This is a genomic window from Paenibacillus hebaui (assembly GCF_051934385.1).
Taxonomy (GTDB): Bacteria; Bacillota; Bacilli; order Paenibacillales; family Paenibacillaceae; genus Paenibacillus.
Genome location: NZ_CP196836.1, coordinates 6,956,743 through 6,974,171 on the forward strand (window position 1 = coordinate 6,956,743; position 17,429 = coordinate 6,974,171).

Annotated in this window: 18 protein-coding genes; 5 read left to right on the forward strand and 13 right to left on the reverse strand. The window is 42.9% G+C overall.

Annotated elements, in window-relative coordinates:
* The first annotated feature begins 492 nt into the window (after nt 1-492).
* On the forward strand, nt 493-1,122 hold the full coding sequence (locus ACR32F_RS31275) for a copper amine oxidase N-terminal domain-containing protein (protein WP_440114468.1): 630 nt from the start codon (nt 493-495) through the stop codon (nt 1,120-1,122).
* An 84-nt stretch (nt 1,123-1,206) separates the two neighbouring features.
* Here the strand turns inward: ACR32F_RS31275 and ACR32F_RS31280 are convergent, their stop codons facing one another.
* Both ACR32F_RS31280 and ACR32F_RS31285 read right to left on the reverse strand, forming a co-directional pair.
* Nucleotides 1,207-2,316: a hypothetical protein gene (locus ACR32F_RS31280; RefSeq protein WP_440114471.1), complete on the reverse strand. Its 1,110-nt coding sequence runs from the start codon at nt 2,314-2,316 to the stop codon at nt 1,207-1,209.
* 634 nt (nt 2,317-2,950) lie between these two features.
* Nucleotides 2,951-3,559, reverse strand: a complete 609-nt coding sequence (locus ACR32F_RS31285; RefSeq protein WP_440114474.1) for a hypothetical protein — start codon at nt 3,557-3,559, stop codon at nt 2,951-2,953.
* A 212-nt stretch (nt 3,560-3,771) separates the two neighbouring features.
* Here ACR32F_RS31285 and ACR32F_RS31290 point away from each other — a divergent pair, with 212 nt between their 5' ends.
* Both ACR32F_RS31290 and ACR32F_RS31295 read left to right on the forward strand, forming a co-directional pair.
* Nucleotides 3,772-4,698, forward strand: coding sequence for a copper amine oxidase N-terminal domain-containing protein (locus ACR32F_RS31290; protein WP_440114477.1), 927 nt, complete (start codon nt 3,772-3,774; stop codon nt 4,696-4,698).
* Between the two features lie 708 nt (nt 4,699-5,406).
* Nucleotides 5,407-5,688 carry a hypothetical protein gene (locus tag ACR32F_RS31295; RefSeq protein WP_440114479.1) on the forward strand — a complete coding sequence of 94 codons (282 nt, stop codon included), beginning with the start codon at nt 5,407-5,409 and terminating at the stop codon, nt 5,686-5,688.
* Here the strand turns inward: ACR32F_RS31295 and ACR32F_RS31300 are convergent.
* The 3 genes from ACR32F_RS31300 to ACR32F_RS31310 are packed head-to-tail and all read right to left on the reverse strand — an operon-like array spanning nt 5,681 to nt 6,475.
* Nucleotides 5,681-5,845: a hypothetical protein gene (locus ACR32F_RS31300; RefSeq protein WP_440114482.1), complete on the reverse strand. Its 165-nt coding sequence runs from the start codon at nt 5,843-5,845 to the stop codon at nt 5,681-5,683. The genes ACR32F_RS31295 and ACR32F_RS31300 overlap by 8 nt on opposite strands.
* An 11-nt stretch (nt 5,846-5,856) precedes the next feature.
* A complete protein-coding gene (locus ACR32F_RS31305; protein ID WP_440114485.1) occupies nt 5,857-6,222 on the reverse strand; it encodes a hypothetical protein in 366 nt (121 codons plus the stop codon).
* A complete protein-coding gene (locus ACR32F_RS31310; protein ID WP_440114488.1) occupies nt 6,212-6,475 on the reverse strand; it encodes a hypothetical protein in 264 nt (87 codons plus the stop codon). The genes ACR32F_RS31305 and ACR32F_RS31310 overlap by 11 nt, the downstream gene beginning before the upstream one ends.
* Before the next feature lie 435 nt (nt 6,476-6,910).
* On the opposite strand from ACR32F_RS31310, the gene ACR32F_RS31315 reads away from it, so the two are divergent.
* Both ACR32F_RS31315 and ACR32F_RS31320 read left to right on the forward strand, forming a co-directional pair.
* Complete coding sequence (locus ACR32F_RS31315) at nt 6,911-7,267, forward strand: hypothetical protein (protein WP_440114491.1); 357 nt, start codon at nt 6,911-6,913, stop codon at nt 7,265-7,267.
* Nucleotides 7,268-7,329: 62 nt separating this feature from the next.
* Nucleotides 7,330-7,497, forward strand: a complete 168-nt coding sequence (locus tag ACR32F_RS31320; protein WP_440114494.1) for a hypothetical protein — start codon at nt 7,330-7,332, stop codon at nt 7,495-7,497.
* 311 nt (nt 7,498-7,808) lie between these two features.
* On the opposite strand, the gene ACR32F_RS31325 is transcribed toward ACR32F_RS31320, so the two are convergent.
* From ACR32F_RS31325 to ACR32F_RS31360, 8 genes are all read right to left on the reverse strand, one after another.
* Nucleotides 7,809-8,360, reverse strand: coding sequence for a GNAT family N-acetyltransferase (locus ACR32F_RS31325; protein WP_440114497.1), 552 nt, complete (start codon nt 8,358-8,360; stop codon nt 7,809-7,811).
* A gap of 235 nt (nt 8,361-8,595) precedes the next feature.
* On the reverse strand, nt 8,596-9,264 hold the full coding sequence (locus ACR32F_RS31330) for a Type 1 glutamine amidotransferase-like domain-containing protein (RefSeq protein ID WP_440114500.1): 669 nt from the start codon (nt 9,262-9,264) through the stop codon (nt 8,596-8,598).
* A 568-nt stretch (nt 9,265-9,832) separates the two neighbouring features.
* Nucleotides 9,833-9,961, reverse strand: coding sequence for a hypothetical protein (locus ACR32F_RS31335; RefSeq protein WP_440114503.1), 129 nt, complete (start codon nt 9,959-9,961; stop codon nt 9,833-9,835).
* 135 nt (nt 9,962-10,096) lie between these two features.
* On the reverse strand, nt 10,097-12,196 hold the full coding sequence (locus ACR32F_RS31340; protein ID WP_440114506.1) for a glycosyl hydrolase family 18 protein: 2,100 nt from the start codon (nt 12,194-12,196) through the stop codon (nt 10,097-10,099).
* A complete protein-coding gene (locus ACR32F_RS31345) occupies nt 12,197-13,774 on the reverse strand; it encodes a chitinase (protein WP_440114509.1) in 1,578 nt (525 codons plus the stop codon).
* Between the two features lie 361 nt (nt 13,775-14,135).
* Entirely contained in the window at nt 14,136-15,200 is a 1,065-nt protein-coding gene (locus ACR32F_RS31350) for a pectinesterase family protein (protein ID WP_440114511.1), read from the reverse strand.
* Nucleotides 15,197-16,309 carry a glycoside hydrolase family 88/105 protein gene (locus ACR32F_RS31355; protein WP_440114514.1) on the reverse strand — a complete coding sequence of 371 codons (1,113 nt, stop codon included), beginning with the start codon at nt 16,307-16,309 and terminating at the stop codon, nt 15,197-15,199. Before ACR32F_RS31355 ends, ACR32F_RS31350 begins: the two co-directional genes overlap by 4 nt.
* A gap of 134 nt (nt 16,310-16,443) precedes the next feature.
* The gene (locus tag ACR32F_RS31360; protein ID WP_440114517.1) at nt 16,444-17,427 is read right to left on the reverse strand and encodes a LacI family DNA-binding transcriptional regulator; all 984 of its coding nucleotides are present in this window, start codon (nt 17,425-17,427) and stop codon (nt 16,444-16,446) included.
* Nucleotides 17,428-17,429 lie beyond the last annotated feature (2 nt).

Genomic DNA, 17,429 nt, shown 5'->3' on the forward strand with positions numbered 1-17,429 from the left:
TATAAAAAGGTAGAAGATGATTTAAGGGTTTTCAAACTCAAGCTGAAGGAAACAAAATTGGGCTTTTTCTTTGTATTTTCATCATAAGTTGTTTTATCCGGATTTATAACGTTTTAGGAGAGATCCCTTTTAGCATTCACTGGTTGCAATCAATTCGATATAAAACAGACGATCATTAAAAAAGGCGTTCCCATAATATAGGGACGCCACACTTTATAGTTTGTTTGGCTTCATACAATAAATGGAGTCGGTCTTCAGCGTAATTCCAATTCGTAGTTAGCTCCAACATTTGCAGGGTTAAAGAGAACATAATAAACCCTAGTATCTCCAACGAATACAACTCCCGTTGAGTGACATTGTACCAGTAACTTCTGCTTTGATAACTGGAAGTTTGTGTTATTCACCTTTTTGTTATATCTTCTATATGTATGCAACTAAATCCATTTATTTACGTTATTTAGTATGTATTTAATTTTGAGGAGGATGTTTTATATGAAGAAGAAAATTCTGATTTCCTTTTTTGCATTCGTTATTTCGCTTAGTGCAGTAGTAGGACTAGCATTTGCAAAAGGGACTATTAAAATTGTAGTAAACAATCAGACTGTTGCTCCTGATGTAGCACCACGAATGATTGATAACCGAGTAATGGTACCTATCAGTTTTGTTTCAAAAGCATTAGGGGCTAAAGTAAGTTGGGATCAAAAAAATCAGACCGTATCCATTAAAGATAACAATCAGCCTCAGCAAGAAGATATATGGAAAGAAGACCTTGATCTAAGTGGAAGTAGTTGGTCTGGCGTTAAAAATCTTATTGCAGTCTATATTGCTGGTTATGATAACCGGGATGATGAACTAATTAAATCGGTTACAGTGGATGGGTTCGATATGATACCGATCGGTGGGATCTATCCGGCAATTATAGATTATAATATCATTGATGCCCAAAGCACTAAAAGTGGTCTCAAGGTACGTGTAAAGGTCATATCTAATGAAGAGAAGCTAAAAGAAGAGATTTGGGATTTTGATATTACTAAAGGAAAAATACAAAAATGGGGACGGGTAAACAGTGCAGATATTAATTCCTATACTGTCTTTCCAGGGCTTTCATTCATAAATAATTAACTTGTTTTCAGAATAAACTCAAAGTATAAAGCCTTCGTCTATGGACGAAGGCTTTATTTGTTGCTGAGTAGGCTTGTTATTCATTTAAGGAGCCAAGGTTTGTATAGCAACTACACCGGGACCTGACAGCGATCCTGCGGTCGATGTGGTGAGCGGGTATGTTGCTGTTGCTCCAGCTGCCAAAGTGAATGAAACCACTTGGACTGCCTCCTGACTAGATGATGTCAGATTCAATTTAGGAACACCAACCGTCGGATTATTGTTCCACTGACATGCTCCACCAAAGGCATTAACCCTAGATGTAAGAAAAACTTTAATTAATCGACTTGCAGTTGAAGTATTCTTAAATGTGATATTAATTTTATTTTTCACACCATAAAGACCTTTGTTGTCACCATAAGAATTCGCTGAATCGTAACTACCAGATTGCTTCATCAAATTGTCATTCGTACCGTTTGCAAAACTGTAGTATTGAAACGTATTCAATGCACCTGTTTCAAAATTAATGGTACTTTGAATATCTGCAAAATCCCAAGATCCACGTGGGTGAGTCTCCATCACCTTTACCACAGCCGATTGATTCATACGCAGGTTCGCTGTAGTCGTGTCAGAAACAGATGAACGCAATCTAAATGTCATCGGGGCTGTAGAAGACGTTACATTTTTGAGTGTAAATTCAATGACCCCACCAATTAATTGACCAGTAGGTACATTCCACTCCTTAACCAACCCTACATTTCCTGCAGTAATCGAAGAATCGATAGGAGTTGCACTACTATCTAGCGTGTTACCAAGTAGAGCTTTCGCTGTACAAATACCATGAGGTATAAAATTCCCCGTTGTTACAATAGAATGTTTCAAGTTGGAAACTTGGATAGTCCCCGGATTAGACGTAGCGTTGGAACCATTACCAATGGTAATCCCATATTTTAATGTCTTTCCAGTAGTATTTAAATGCCAGACAAACACACGATAATTTACGCTGTTTCGATTATTCAGATAATCGTGCCAAAGCGTGGCGAATCCGCCTGAAAATTTCACTGGCCATTTAGGATCGGTAGGACTACCAATTGTTTCAGGATTATCTGAAATAACAAAGCGAGTTGTCCCCACCTTGGTTCCTGTAATATGGGGTGGAGCTGCTGGTATTGCCGAAATATTCACTCTAGTCAAATCGGGTTGGGAACATGCCATAATATATATACCTCCATTTTTTGATATTACGTAGTAATATGTAACGCTATATGAGTGTTCAAGAATGATGTAGGGATATGAAAATAGAACGTTTGAATCCCATCAAACTGAACTATTCTCTACACTCAAATAACTCATAATGCAACTATACAATATAACGTAACGTTACGCAATATATATATTAAAATAATTTTTACTTTATTTTGCTCATTACCTTAAACTTACGTGATAGCCTATTGCTCTAATCTGGCAAGCAATGGAATCCGCGGGACAAAGCCAAGAATCATTCGTACACAAAATTAACAACATCATGAAATGCCCCCCGCGCAACTACCAAACTAAGGGTACATGGTTACTAAAAGATTTCGCAGCCTCATGTTTCGAAGCGGATCAACTTACTATGTTATTTATTAAAAATGTTGGGTTGACTAGCTAATTAACATAAGGTTTCAAACATGAGTCCATTTAATCCGTTCAGCTACCTTTCCCATTTACCTCCAATCGTGGCTTTTGCCGCTGCATATATCCATTTAACTAATAGAGAAGTTTGTACCGCTTGTAACGATATACGTTAAAAAGCAGCTAGGCAAACCAAAATGGTTGCCTAGCTGCCCATTTTAAATTTTAAATGCGTTTAACGTGCAGTTTTTAAGGAAGTGCTTAACGGTAATACTGAATGCACAGTCATTGAGTTAAGCATTCCTGGATCGCTGCCATTTAATTCTTTCTTAGCATAATTGTATGGAATATTTGAGTTCCAGGTTGTATAACTCGAGCCATCACCTGTCCGTAATTGTACATTAGAGAAACTCGCTTGACTATAGCTGCAATGTCCTTGGTCCTCTACACCATGTACCATCTTCACTGCATCATTAGCGGCGAGCGCATTAGATGTAGCAGTTGTGAACTCACTTACATGTTGCTCAACATCGTTTACCAATACTTTTACATAACGCTTACCTTTTTCAGAATATTGATAAACTTTCAAGCGCACTCGCTGTCCATCATAAATGGCTATTGGCTTTGATTTATATGTAAGCCCAACACCACCGAGAAACACATTGTAGCCTTCACCAGCTTTTTTCGAAATACCAGATTCAATTACAGCCTCACCCAAACCAAAGTACCAGTCGATATATCCATATACCGTGGCCGAAGCTGTAGTCGGCAGAACAATTTCCCCTTGAATACCATTCCAAGTTTTCGATTTTGTAGAAACTACGATTCCCAAGTGTCTATACATATTAATAACACCTCATAATTTTTTTTCCATGGGATAGAAGGAATCATAAAAGTGTATCCCTCACCGATATGATTTCTACTGGATAAACATACCATATCATATAACGTAGCGTTACGCAATATAATATATGTATTTTTTTTATATTTTGAGTAACCTTATGTTATTTTTTGCGTCTATTCATATACAGCTTGAAAAATTTAGGAGGTTTACAGATGAAAAAATTGATCTTATTTTCTTTTGCTGTTCTATGTTCTTCGCTTTTGGCACTTCCAACCAATGAGGCAAATGCAGCAGTAGAAAGTACAAAAGCGACACAAGTTGTGGTGAATAATAACGACCTAGATTCAAAAGACATCCTCAACAAGGACAATCAGCTCTTTTTTAGCCTGACCTCACTAAAAAGTTTGGGTGGCTTAACGTTTTCCTGGAATAACTCCACTAAGCAAGTGACAGTGAAGGGGAACGACACAAACTTGCAATTGACGATGAATAAAAAAGTTGCAAAAAAAAATGGAACCTCAGTTTCATTAAGTACCGCTCCATTTGTTCATAACGGTAAAACAATGATTCCCTTACGTTTTGTTGCAGAAGCGTTGGATGGTTCAGTAACATGGAATCAAAAGACCCAAACGGCTTTTGTTTCGAAACCAAGTACCAAACTGCTGACTGATGTTAAAAGCAGTTCATTAAGCACAGCTAGAAATGCTGCGATCAATCTTCCTAGAGTCTCACAACTCACGGAGAACTTTGAACCATCTGTGGAAACGGCTAGTCTTCAATATTATTTTCCGGAAGATACAAATGAACAATTCATCGAGGTCAATAATAATGTAGTCCACTATTATCAAATTACGAAGAACACAGCTTACCTTAAGTGGCAAGCTTTCATTAGCGAAAAGGTCGCTACGCAAGATAACCTTTATTTCATAAACCGCTCCTTCACAAAAGAGAACGGTTCCTTACCAAATTTCAAAGATACGACATTCACTAGCTTTCGCTGGATGCCTCATATTACTTCTACCGGATATAGTTTAATCAATAAGAATAATTGGAATGACGTTGTATTTAAAGAAGCTGAAGTGCCGCAAACTAATCTGAAGGAAAACTATATTATTGTTGACGTTCCAGAAGAAAAATAATTAGAAAATCGGTTAGAGAAGGCATTACAAACTATTCATAAAACATTCTAATAGAAGGACCAGCAAAACAAACACAATTTCTGTAAACACAACCCAGCACTATCCCGGTGATGGGTCGTGTTTTATACTGAGAGAGAATTACATAAATCTCTTTTTTACATAATGACTGTAAAACGTAAAGAGCCAGCTGAATGAGCTGACTTTTTTACGAGTATTTACATTGGGAATAATTTTTATGTAACTCACTCCGGATCGAATAGATCGCGATTCCTCGTTTTAACGATTGTCGCAGCTTCAAGCCCAAAAATGATGAACCAAATCTAGTTAGTAAAGACTTTCGTTTGTGATGCTTATAATTATGTAAGCTCTTCGGTTACCAAGCCTACTATTCAGAAGTTCTCACCAATGTTTTTCAAAACCCTAAACATAACGTATTGTAACAATACGCTATATAATAAAAATAACTTTCTTTATAAAAAGGTATTGATCCCAAGTTAAAGCCATCAAATGATACATACAAAAAGACATTATTTAATGAAATTAATAACAAAACGTCAATATTGTAACCTGAGAAATCGAAACATATCACCTTACCTAGACGTAAGAAATATACTCCTGTGGAAATTGCACCCTTAACATAGGAACGTACGTTTGGTATAATGAATAAACCCAGTACAGAAACGGTATTTAATTAGAAGGGGGTCCCTTATGTTAGTTTTTGTAAACCAATTGCCCGATGTGTCCTCTGATGTAAAGCAACATATTATGGGGATCATAGACGCAAGTCCAACAGCTCAATTTCATTGTCATGTAACAACAGAAATCCCTAATGTGTATGTTTATCTAATCGAAGACAACCGATCAGAAAGCTATTCTGTTTTTCATGTATTTTCATTTGACCATATTGGTCAAGATTATTCCTATCAATGTTTTACTATTGACCAAGTCCATAAAATGCACCAATTCATTGTAGAGGCTAATTTCATTTAGCCTTTTTTTCCTTTGTCACACGTTCATATTCTTCTTCAATTATTTTAGATAACAGCTCGGTTGCTGTCATATTCAGCTTTTTTGCTGCCGTAGCTAACTGTTTTTTAATGTACACAGGTACGTCATAATGGAATTTAACTTTATTTCCGTATGCCATTATTTATCCCCCTATCTCATAACCTCTTGGTATTTATTTTCAATAATACGGATCAATAATTGAGTCGCTGATATTTCTTGTAATGCGGCTGCTTCAATTAGCTTCTCCTTAATTTCAGGCTGGAACTCATAAGGTAATTTTAACTTTGGTTCTACCATACGACCATCTAATGACTTTTCAGCATCTAAGGCAAGTTTCACTAAAGTATCTAGGGACGAATCATTTGAAGCTTCCCTTCCATATTTGGGTAATACGCGTATTAAATATTGCTTTAAGGCCTTTTGATTTTCCTCCGGTATTTCTATTCCGAAATTCTCACCATCTATCTTAAACTCACAGTCCACCATAAACCCAAATAAATTGATACTATATTTCATATTTACCCTCCTTTTCAGCTACGGCTATTGTATAACGATTCGAATCACTTACATTTAGATTTGAACCAATACCTAACAAATCTGAAAAAATGGTATTGCCTTTAGTCTTATAATTAGCTATTAAACTATGTGTAGCAAGAACTACCAGATGCGATTGAGACAATCCGGTATTATTAGCAATATTCAGCAGCTCTTCTCTAGCTCTTTCAGGAAGATAGACTGTGAGCCTAGAAGGCTTTTCTTTTGATTCCATTAATATCCTCCTATCTTTATATGTTATTGTAGCATATATTATACGTTATTGTAACATATATTATAAAAACCATAAATAATATTATAATGCATAGACATTTACTATAATAAAAAACTAAATAAGGCAGTAAAAAATTTACTTTTGAGGATATTTTACCGTAAACATACGAGCGTACCGTTTAATATAACAAAGGAACCTGGTACAGAAACGTGGTATTCAATTAAAAGGGGGCCTTTGTTGTATGTTAGTTCTGAAGACCAATTGCCCAATATATAAAGTAATTAAAGAGAGGGTAACCACCGAACTTAATGCACCATTGGCTCTTTATGAATCATATAATATTATATAACGTATCGTTACAAATTATAAAATGCAACTTTTTTCTCTCTTATATCTTACCTATAACACCAAAATTATCGGGGAGGACTTCACAGAATGAAAAACCTCACTCGTCGTATTTTATCATTATGTTTAATCGGAACTTTACTTCTCTCTGCATGCGGAAAATCAGATGACACTTACAATGACACTCTTTTCAATAGCGAAGAACCAAGCAATTCAATGAGCCAACCAACACCATCAACCAATGCTCCTACAAAAATAGATAGTCTGATTGAACCAGGAGAAAGTGCAGCAAATAAGGACATCACTCCTGCGAATTTTAAAGAAGGTGTCTCTATAGACTTTATCACATATAAAGACAACTTCTTTGACGAAAACATTATTTCCAAGTTAAGTAACAATCTCAGTCGATTGTGGAGAACAACAAAGAAAAGTTTAAAGAAAATCTGAATAAAGAGTCTTTGAAATCTATACGAGAAGGCTTCTATTACACAAACGAAAGTGATCAATTTATGTTTTATGATTTGGATCTTATAGAAAAAACAGATCGGCCAGTACAGATTAGAGTAGGCGTTCGCTTTGCAAGAAAATCCTCAGCCGGCAATATTGAAAATCAAGGTATTACCTACTTCTTTACTAAAAACGAAGCAGGAGAATGGGGGATTGAAAATATAGATTAAAATCTTTAAGCAAAAGCAAGGCTATTCCCTTAAGAGAACTGCCTTGCTTTTGCCTAAATTAATTCGCTTCTTCAATACCTTCATATAGTTCCGTCAAATGGTGCTATGAAGAATTCTTTTCATCACAAGTCCTTAGTAAAACTCGCATGTACATTCGTTCTACTTCGGATTAAAAGCAAAATTTTGCAAAGACAATCATAATCCTGGACGAAAATATAACAAAAAAGGATCGTCAGCATTTCTGCTACGATCCTTTTTGTCAGCCCATTCGTTCGGCCACAATGACTTCACAAAGGAGTCCGATATCTTCCTTACGTATGAATTTCATCGAATTCTTTATTAGTTAGGCCATATATATATTCGTCATAATGTCGTCCCTTAGTAAAAACCATATTTCTGATTCTTCCCTCTTGAATGAAGCCAAGGTGCTCATGTAATGCTGCAGAACCGTCATTAAATGCATATACATGAGCGTTGACCTTTACATATCCTAATTCCTCAAAGTAATACCGCAGTATGGTTTTTATCGCATCAGATGCATAACCTTTGCGCCAATGCTCACGGAATATGGATACTCCATATTTGAAATTTCCACATCGAAGATTACAGCTATTTGTGGAAATGCTCCCAACGAGTGTCCCGTCAAGCGTTTCTATTGCCATAAAGACGTTATCACCATTAGAGCTATGCACGGATTGATTCTCAGCCCAGGTTCTTGTACCTTCTTCTGATCTCGGGAAATGGATCTCGTCACATAATCTCGCATTCTCCGAGTCAAGATCATTGTAATGAAACTTATCCCAATCAGTAGGTAACACTGGACGCAACCTTATTTTTATACCATTCCAAATGTAACTATTCATATTGATCCTCCTAAATTATTTTTTCTTCAGCCTCTTAATGAGGAGGTGGAGACCTTGCCCGAGGATCACAATTATTTGCGACTACATTGTTCTCATTCCTTTCGTATATGGAAAATTATACGATAATTTAGTTCATTATTCATTTCTATGCAAAAAAAACTGTCATTTCGACAGGTTGAATAATCATCAAATGTGCAGCGCCAAAAACATGGACCGCCTCATTTACTCACCCTAATTAGAGCGTCTCAACCAATTTCTGAATCTTTGAGTGGGAAATTAAATATACAGGACCCATTATTTCTATTTTGCCGTCCTTTACACGTATAGCGCTCTCCTGTTCTGCCGCGTAAACATCAATCGCTTCAGACAAGGGGAACAGGTAGCCTTGAACAAACGTGGCGTAGTCGCGTTGAGAATGAGATTCATAGGCAAAATGATCAAAGCCAATACCATCATAAATAGTACTTGTTTCAACTTTAAAACCAGTGTTATACAAGCTTAACCATTTTGCAGCCATGTTTAACGCACCAGCGCTGGCACCCATTATAACCGCATTGCTGTTCTTAATAACATCCGATAATTCATAATCCGCCAAAAAATCGTTCTGCAAAACAGGATCTCCACCGCATAATAAAATGACAGAAGCGTTGTGAATTAATCGCTGGGCATCTTCCTTCTTCATGCGGTAATCAATGAAATGATATTCATCAAAAATAACGTTAGCCTGATTCAACCATGTCCATTCAGAAATATCATCAAAGTTAATTTGCTCACCTATATAACCAGACGGGTCAGCGCTAATCATAACAAGCGATTTTCTGTCTTGTATATCCTCATGCAAACAATGGACCAGCTTCTCTGGAAAAAAATTATTAAACCAACTGAAGTAGTAGTGAGTACTCAAACTTAATTACCTCCATATGTATTATTTACATTCATCCATTCGTAACGATAAAACATATTATACACGCTAGAAGATGAACGGTCCTTCAGCCATTTCGTTTACACACCCTTGTACACTTTTCATAAATCCAACTCTATATTACCATAACATGGAATTTGAGTATGAGAAATATGTTCCCACGTTAACCTAACCGTTAATTCAATAAAAAGAACGCTCCCGCACCTTCGCTTGGGTTACGTCCTCCTCATTAGATTCCATTTTCAATCACCTATTAAAGAACATACGTGGGTAGCATGTAGCGCTTAAACAGGGGACTTATCTTAACCTAAGCACTAAGAAAATACTTTAATCCGTAAAGTGAAACTTGAAACTTTTCGGTAACTCATGAAAATGTTGTTTGTGTTGTTCCGAAATGTTCCTACTGTGGTATAATAAAAGTATAACAAGTGTAAAATAAACAAAAGCCACGATGCTGTAACATCGTGACTTGTCTAACAAAGGCCGGTGGGCGACCACGGCGAATTTCAATCAAATGAATGAAAAACCACCGGATTGCAAGGCTCCCAACCTAATCCCGGTGGTTTTTCTTGTTCCGCGCTGCTTTCCATGCACTGCATAAGGCTATTAACCCCACTGCAATACTAACTAGCTTATCGCTAATTTCCAGGAAATGCTGCACTACTGCAAGAAGTGACACGGCGTCACCCCCTTTCGGGTAGCTTCGCCGTGCCGATAATCCCACCGGTTACTATGTCTTCTCTATTATACCATAATTATCCTATCTAATTATCCATGTACTATACTTCTTTCCTATAAATCAACCGCCATTTAACTATTGGACCTGCCACAATGCAGGCACATTGGATGGTTCCCACCCTGGCAAGGAGGTGTGGGCCTGCAAGCATTTATACGTTTTGCTGCTATACGTCACAAGCTGCCCCGCAGTATAGGCCGTATTCGCCTGCCAAGCGGAAACGTCGGGATTGGTCGTTCCTGCCGCCGTTTTCACGGTCACAGCACTGCTCGCAGCAGACACATTGCCCGCCGCATCCTTTGCTTTTACCGTAAAAGTATACGAGGTATCCGCCGCAAGCCCGCTGATCGTTGCTGTCGTTCCGGTTACCGTTGTTGCCAGTGCCGTTCCGTTGTACACTTCATAACCCGTTACACCCACATTGTCAGTGGATGTGGTCCAGCTCAGCGTTATGCTGGATGTTGTTTGCGCGGTCGACGCAAGGTTCGTTGGTGCATTTGGTGCTTGCGTATCGCCTCCCGGCAGAGCAGTAGTGCTTACGGTTACAGCATTACTGGCCGCAGACAGATTACCTGCCGCATCCTTTGCTTTTACCGTAAAGGTGTAGGAAGTACCCGCTGTTAGTCCGCTGATCATTGCGGTCGTTCCATTGACGGTTGCCGCAAGAGTAGTGCCATTATAAATGTTATAACCGGTAACGCCTACATTATCCGTCGAAGCGTTCCAGGCCAGTGCCACTGAGGTTGCCGTCACCCCTGTAGAACGGGCATTTCCGGGTACGCTCGGTGCTGTCGTATCTGCAGGTGGCAATGTGCCCCCGTTGGACAGATCCGATTGCAGCTTGTTTTGCAGCGTCTTGTTACGGTCGCCACTTAGCTCCCAGAACATCGCCCCGCCCAGCCCTTTGCTCTTGATATAGGCGATCTTATGCCCCACGGATTCCGCATCATCATAGCTTATAAAACGCTTGTTGGATGCGTTATAGAGATATGGCACTTTGGCGGTATCATTCCAGTAGCGCGTGTATCCGTTTTTGTTGATGTAATTAGCTTCTAGGTCATAAAAATCAAAGGAGCCTGCTTCCCATGTGCCCACGGATGAACCACCCGCGCATGTCTGATACTGACCGCTATTTGCCTGTGCACATCCATCCCAGCCTCGGCCATAGAATGGAATACCAAGCACCAGTTTAGCGGCCGGTACGCCTGCATTCAGATGTCCTTGTGCTCCGGCAGCCACATTAAATGTATTAGCGTCCGGCACGCCCGCAGCTACTGCCGCCGGATCAACATAGAGCGGTGCATTATGTGCACTGATTTTTTGCCAAGCTCCATTAAAATCGTATGTCATAATATTGATCCAGTCGACGATGGAAGCAATGTTTGCAAGCTCCGTATTGACAGCATAGGTCGCAGATGCCCCGCTTGCAATCGTAAGCAGATACTTCTTGCCGTCTACGGCTCCCGCTGCATCCAGCTTTTCACGGATTTTGCCCAGAAGCAGGGTATAGTTCTGCTTGTCTTCAGGACGTTTGCTATTGCCATCAAGCCCGCCTGATACCGGGTATTCCCAATCCAGATCCACCCCGTCAAAATTGTACTTCCGCAGAAAGTCGACGGCAGAGTTAGCAAAGACCTCACGGGTTGCAGCAGTCGCGGCTACATCGGAGAAGCGGTTGGACCACGTCCATCCTCCGACGGAGATGATCGTCTTCAGGTTAGGGTTGGTTTGTTTCAGCTTGTTCAACTGATTGATATTGCCTGCAATCGGCTGATCCCACGTATCCCCTGCAAATGTCTTGCCGGTATCGATCCATGGATCGCCGAGTACGATCGTTCCGTTCGGTACATTAATCGTCTGGCTTTTTTCATTCTGGCAGCTCCAGGTCACAGGATTGGGTCCCGAAGGGTCTGGATTCCCATGAATACCGTTCCAGCAAATATCGGCAAACGCATAGTTGATATGTGTCACTTTGGTCGGATCGATATCGGTTACATTGTAGTTTCTTCCATACGCAGCCCAGGAAGGGTAGTAACCAACAATCTTATATGAATCTGCTGCTTCGGCCGTACTGGATTGGAGCATAAATGAAGGGACAATAACAGATAAGAGCAGAGACAGACCCAGGAAAAACTTTGCGGTTTTCTTAAAAACAGTGTGTTTATTTACATTTGGCATTTAGTACACAGCCTCCTTCGTCGTTTGCGTGCTAAAACCATTCAGGAATGAACGATGTGCGTTCGAGAACTGGTTGTTCGTATACGCATCCCAGTTGATCGACCAGGTCATAATCCCCTTAAGACCCGCATAGCCTGCGGGTTGGCGGAGCGTATAGGAACCGCCGTACGACACACCTTTGATCAAGTAATTCAATGCCTTCTGCAGCTCGGTTGGGGTCGTATATCCTCCTCCGGCCGCCTGCTGGGAAGCCGGTACACCGATTGCAATCTGGTCCGGGCGCAAAGGACTAAAGAATGGACCCGAGCTTCCGCCTACATTAAAGCCTTGAAGCAGCATCTCAGCCATGGCAACATGGAAATCAGCTGTCCCTTGGGCGTAGGAGCGTCCGTCCAGCCCCACCATCGAACCCGTGTTATAGTGCTGCACATGAAGCAGGGTCAGGTCATTACGCAAGGCATGAATGACTGGCAGGTATGCTCCCCAAGGGCCGCCATAGTTCAGATATCCGCCCTGTACATAGGCCGTCTCCGGCGCAGCCGTCAGTATGAAATTGGCGCCGAAATATGATTTAACCGCTTTCACACCGTTGATGAGATTAACGATCTTCGGTGTTGTCGGACTACGGAAGTCGGTATCCCCCGCATTCAGGGACAGGGAGCTTCCTTCAAGATCGATGTCGAGGCCATTGAAGCCATATGTGGAAATAATCGATTTCAGCGACTCCTCGAACTGCTGTCTCTTGGTGGCGTCCGTGAGCTCAATGGTGCCATTGGCTCCTCCCATGGAAAGCAGCACCTTTTTCCCTTGGCTTTGAAGGTACGCAATATCGGACTTGAATTCTGCTACCGTCGCGTTATACGGAGTAAAAGCAAGCGTTCCGCTACCATGTGAAATCGGTTCGGAAAAGGAGACATTAATGACGTCATAGGCTGTTGATACGTAACGAAGTCTGATATTGGTAGAGCCATTGTCGAAGTTGTGCCAGTAGCCGATCAGCCATTTGCTGCCGGTTGGCCCCGGATTTGAAGATCCGTTGGAAGTCGTTACACTGAGGGAGGTGCTCGCAGCGGACAAATTGCCTGCGGCATCTTTTGCTTTTACCGTAAAAGCATAGGTGGTGCCAGCTGTCAGTCCCGTTACTACAGCTGTTGTAGTCGAGGTGCTTGTCACGAGAACACCGTTCCGGTACACCTCATATCCCGTTACGCCCACATTATCCGTGGATGCATTCCAGGCCAGATTGACTGAGGTGTCCGTGATGGAGGATGAGGTCAGACCGGCGGGCACGGAAGGTGGGGTCGTATCCGGACCCGGAGTCTCTCCCCCTCCCCCCGAACCTTCCCCGACGTATTTCCACAGCGCAGGAACATTGGAAGGCTCCCATCCGGTCAAGGCCGTATGGGGCTGAACACACTCATAATCTTTATTTTGATATGTTACTAGATCTCCTTTCTTGTATGCGGTGCCTGCCTGCCACAGGGCGGCGGCATCAGCTCTTGGTGCAAACCACGAAATAATCAGAAGAAATGCCAAAGCGAATGTAATGACCGGGCGGAATCGAACAGCTTGATTCAAGCAAAATCCCTCCTGTACTAAGGTTATTTTCACCTTGCAAACAAAGCTTCACTGGTGCACTTACATGTGATCCGCGATCTATTAGAGCCTTATTAAACCGTCTGACGATGAGTGTCGCTTCACTCCCTTCCCTTACCAAAATGGACCTTCCCTCTCGTTCTCATTTTTTAGCATTTTACAGGGAATTTACAGATCCTCACCCTGTATTTAATCAGTAAAATGCAAATGAGATAAGGGATAAATTATTTCTATTGGGGGCGAAAAATGTAATACACCGCACAAAAAAGGCTCTCTACCAAGTCCTTAAGAGACTTGAAAGACAGCCTTCTATCTTTGATTCTGCAAAACAGCAAAGCATGACTTACCGCCGATCAGCCCTCTCCCCACCGAAAGGTTGCCACCCATCCTCACCGGACAAAATAAGCGGTAACGAATATTTGGCGGCTTCCTGTTCGTTCAGCACTTTCGCCCATGGAACTCGCACTGTCGCTTTTCCAGCTCCAGGTCCAGCACTATGATATTCGGCGTAATCAACGGTTGCTTCCGCATCGGCTTTGTTCCAATTATGCCAGCCCTCTTGCTTCACATGTGCCCCCATCCAGCAGTTCAGGAAGCAGACTTTGGCATGATTCCGCCACGGTCTGCCCAGATATACGGACTGAGCGGGGGCGTTGCTGGTCAGATCACAATCGATAAACACATACCCATAACGAACATCCTCAGGTGTGGAAGCCGCGGTAATCCAGCCGTTCACTTCTCCCTCCGCAGCAGCAATATCGGTTATGCGATTCTTCGCAAAGATCTCACAGCCCTGAAACACAGCCGTAGCCGAGCCAAAAATAAAATCCACATCACCCTCGATATAACAGTCCTCATAGTATTGGCGCAGCTTGCGCCGTTCTGCCCCATCACGCGGACCGCCGAAGAAACTTCGGTCAATCGGCTGCTCCGGGAGCGGTCCGGTAAAGATCGTATCCTGATGACCCACAAATCGGCAGCGACGGAAGGCCGCGCGGTCTCCATCCACGTAAACGGCCAACGCCTGACCTACTTCCTTACCCGGACCGGCAGAGTTGACAAAAGAAAGCCCTTCTGCGGTGAAATCATCCGTGCCAATAAAGGCCGTATAGGAATAAAAGGTGTGATACAGCTCCCCGTTCGGGAACTTCTTGAGCGCATAATCGTCAAACGTTACAATGGTTTGCTCTGCGCTTTCCCCGATGAGGTGAACCATCGGTTTCACGATATCCAGCTTCTCCACATAGGTTCCTGGCTTAATGCGAATCTCGAACTTATCGTTGCAGTTGACCGGGATAGCATCAATGGCAGCCTGGATCGTGGAATAATCGCCGCTTCCATCTGCAGCAACCAGATAACCCTTCACGCCCAAATCCATATCCGATCCATGTGACACAGGTTTATTCATGGCAATCGCTCCATCTCCAGCGCAGCCAGCAAGAGCGGTGCCACGCCCATGAAGGAGTCACTCACAATCTGCTCGCCGACATAATAACTGTACGAACCATCCCGATCCAGACTGAGTCCTGCCCCGTGACAGATCCCGTTCAGCTTCACGCCGTCAGCCGTTTCTTCCACCAGCCGGGACGTCAGCCCCTGCCATCCCTTCTCGGCAGCCTGCCTGAAGTTCGGCTCCAAATAACGCAAGCGCACACCCTTCGCTATGGCGTACACAAACATGCTTGAACCGGAAGCTTCCAGATAATTACCCTTGCGGAAGCCCTGATCAAGCACTTGGAACCAGAGCCCGCTCTCCTGCTCCTGTACCCGCACCAATGCATGACACATACGCTCGAAGATACCAATAATCGTGCCCCGTTTCGGATGATGGATCGGGAAATGCTCCAGACTATCTACAATCGCCATCGCGTACCAGCCCATCGCCCGGCTCCAGAAGTGTGCGGAACATCCGGTGACGGAATCGGCCCAGACCTGCTCCTTTGACTCATCCCAGCCATGATAGAGCAGCCCCGTGCGCGGATCACGCGTCTTGCGCTCGATCAGCAAAATCTGATGGGCCACCTCATCCCACAGTTCAGGTCGGTCGAACGTCTTGGCGTACTCTGCGAGAAAAGGCGAAGACATATACAATCCATCCAGCCACATCTGGAACGGATAGATTTTTTTATGCCAGAATCCGCCCTCCGACGTTCGGGGCTGTCCGGCGAGCTGAGCCGCGAGCAAATGAGCGGCTTCTGCGTAACGCTGGTCCCCGGTGGTTTCAAGCAGTTCGAACAGGTTCTTTCCCTGATTGATCTGGTCGAGATTATACTCTTCCAGGGAATACGTTCCGATGGAACCGTCCTCCTGAACATACAGATCCATATGTCTTTTCATAAAAGAAACATACTCTTCCTTGCCGTATTGCTTGCCGGTGCGTGCCACTGCCATTAATGTCATTCCTTGAACATATGCCCACCGTTCTGAAGGAAACACATGATAGCCCTCACCATCACATGGCTGGTAGATCGTCTCTGCTATTCGCTCAGACCAGGATAACTGCGTCTGTACCTGCATATAGGAAACCCCCTTGGACCTTGAATGTTGTACATTCTTTTCATTCCCATGATTGCGTCCATACTCAACCAGTCGTATATCCGATGAACTTCAGAAGGAGCAATTGAGGCTTACCTATCTTGCTCAATAATCAGTTAATGCTCCGACACCCGCTTCCGACAAACCGCTGTAGAATTGCGATGATTCAGCTCCGGCTGGATCACCACCGGATAGTCCACCTGCTCATCACGGATCAACGATACAATCAGCTCTGCTGCCCGAGCTGCCAGTTCGTCCAGCGGTGGACCAATTGTTGTCAAAGCTACTTCGGCATATTGCATATCCGGTAGATCATCATAACCGATTAACGAAATGTCAGTCGGCACATTGTAGCCCGCTTCCAGCAAAGCCCGCAGCGCCCCTCGGGTCACCAGGTTGTTCAACCCGATAAACGCCGTTGGCGAATCGGGTTCAATCGTATAATTCCGAATGGCAAAATACCCGTCCTCCCAAGAGGAATGCGCGGGCAGCACATGGCGGGGATCAAATACAAGACCTGTGCGCTGCAACGCTTCCCGATACCCTTCCAGCTTGATATTCTGCGAGTTACCAACGAAACCGATTCGGGTATGACCCAGTGATTTCAAATGCTCAATCGCCTTGTATATGCCCTCTTTGCGGTCAATCTTAATGTAGGGAGAGTTCGGCGTCTCATCTGTGCCGAGTACAAAACATGGCATATTAAGTGTCGCAAACTTCTTCCAGAAGACATCCCGATTGTCCAGCGCATAATCCCACAGGATGCATCCGTCCACGCGAAGCTGGCTGAAGACATCGAGCCCATCGTCTGCAACAACCAGAATCATCTGGTACCCGCGTTTCTTCAGCTCCGCGTGCAGATTGCCGGATATATTCGAGAACAACGGATTGCTCAGTTCATCAAGCACAAACCCGATAATATTGCTTCGACCAGTGGAGAGCTGCCGGGCCAACATGTTTTTCCGATACTGGTGTTTCTCCGCAACCTCAAGCACCTTCTGTCTCGTTGCAGTTTTGATGCGGGGATCACCGTTGAGCGCCTTGGATACCGTGCTATAGCTCACCCCCGCCAGTTTGGCAATGTCTTTAATGGTTATCAAAA

Bases quoted from the DNA above. Each gene is read 5' to 3' on its own strand.
- ACR32F_RS31275 (WP_440114468.1), top strand. From the start codon at position 493: ATGAAGAAGAAAATTCTGATTTCCTTTTTTGCATTCGTTATTTCGCTT.
- ACR32F_RS31280 (WP_440114471.1), bottom strand. From the start codon at position 2,316: ATGGCATGTTCCCAACCCGATTTGACTAGAGTGAATATTTCGGCAATA.
- ACR32F_RS31285 (WP_440114474.1), bottom strand. From the start codon at position 3,559: ATGTATAGACACTTGGGAATCGTAGTTTCTACAAAATCGAAAACTTGG.
- ACR32F_RS31290 (WP_440114477.1), top strand. From the start codon at position 3,772: ATGAAAAAATTGATCTTATTTTCTTTTGCTGTTCTATGTTCTTCGCTT.
- ACR32F_RS31295 (WP_440114479.1), top strand. From the start codon at position 5,407: ATGTTAGTTTTTGTAAACCAATTGCCCGATGTGTCCTCTGATGTAAAG.
- ACR32F_RS31300 (WP_440114482.1), bottom strand. From the start codon at position 5,845: ATGGCATACGGAAATAAAGTTAAATTCCATTATGACGTACCTGTGTAC.
- ACR32F_RS31305 (WP_440114485.1), bottom strand. From the start codon at position 6,222: ATGAAATATAGTATCAATTTATTTGGGTTTATGGTGGACTGTGAGTTT.
- ACR32F_RS31310 (WP_440114488.1), bottom strand. From the start codon at position 6,475: ATGGAATCAAAAGAAAAGCCTTCTAGGCTCACAGTCTATCTTCCTGAA.
- ACR32F_RS31315 (WP_440114491.1), top strand. From the start codon at position 6,911: ATGAAAAACCTCACTCGTCGTATTTTATCATTATGTTTAATCGGAACT.
- ACR32F_RS31320 (WP_440114494.1), top strand. From the start codon at position 7,330: ATGTTTTATGATTTGGATCTTATAGAAAAAACAGATCGGCCAGTACAG.
- ACR32F_RS31325 (WP_440114497.1), bottom strand. From the start codon at position 8,360: ATGAATAGTTACATTTGGAATGGTATAAAAATAAGGTTGCGTCCAGTG.
- ACR32F_RS31340 (WP_440114506.1), bottom strand. From the start codon at position 12,196: ATGCCAAATGTAAATAAACACACTGTTTTTAAGAAAACCGCAAAGTTT.
- ACR32F_RS31350 (WP_440114511.1), bottom strand. From the start codon at position 15,200: ATGAATAAACCTGTGTCACATGGATCGGATATGGATTTGGGCGTGAAG.
- ACR32F_RS31355 (WP_440114514.1), bottom strand. From the start codon at position 16,309: ATGCAGGTACAGACGCAGTTATCCTGGTCTGAGCGAATAGCAGAGACG.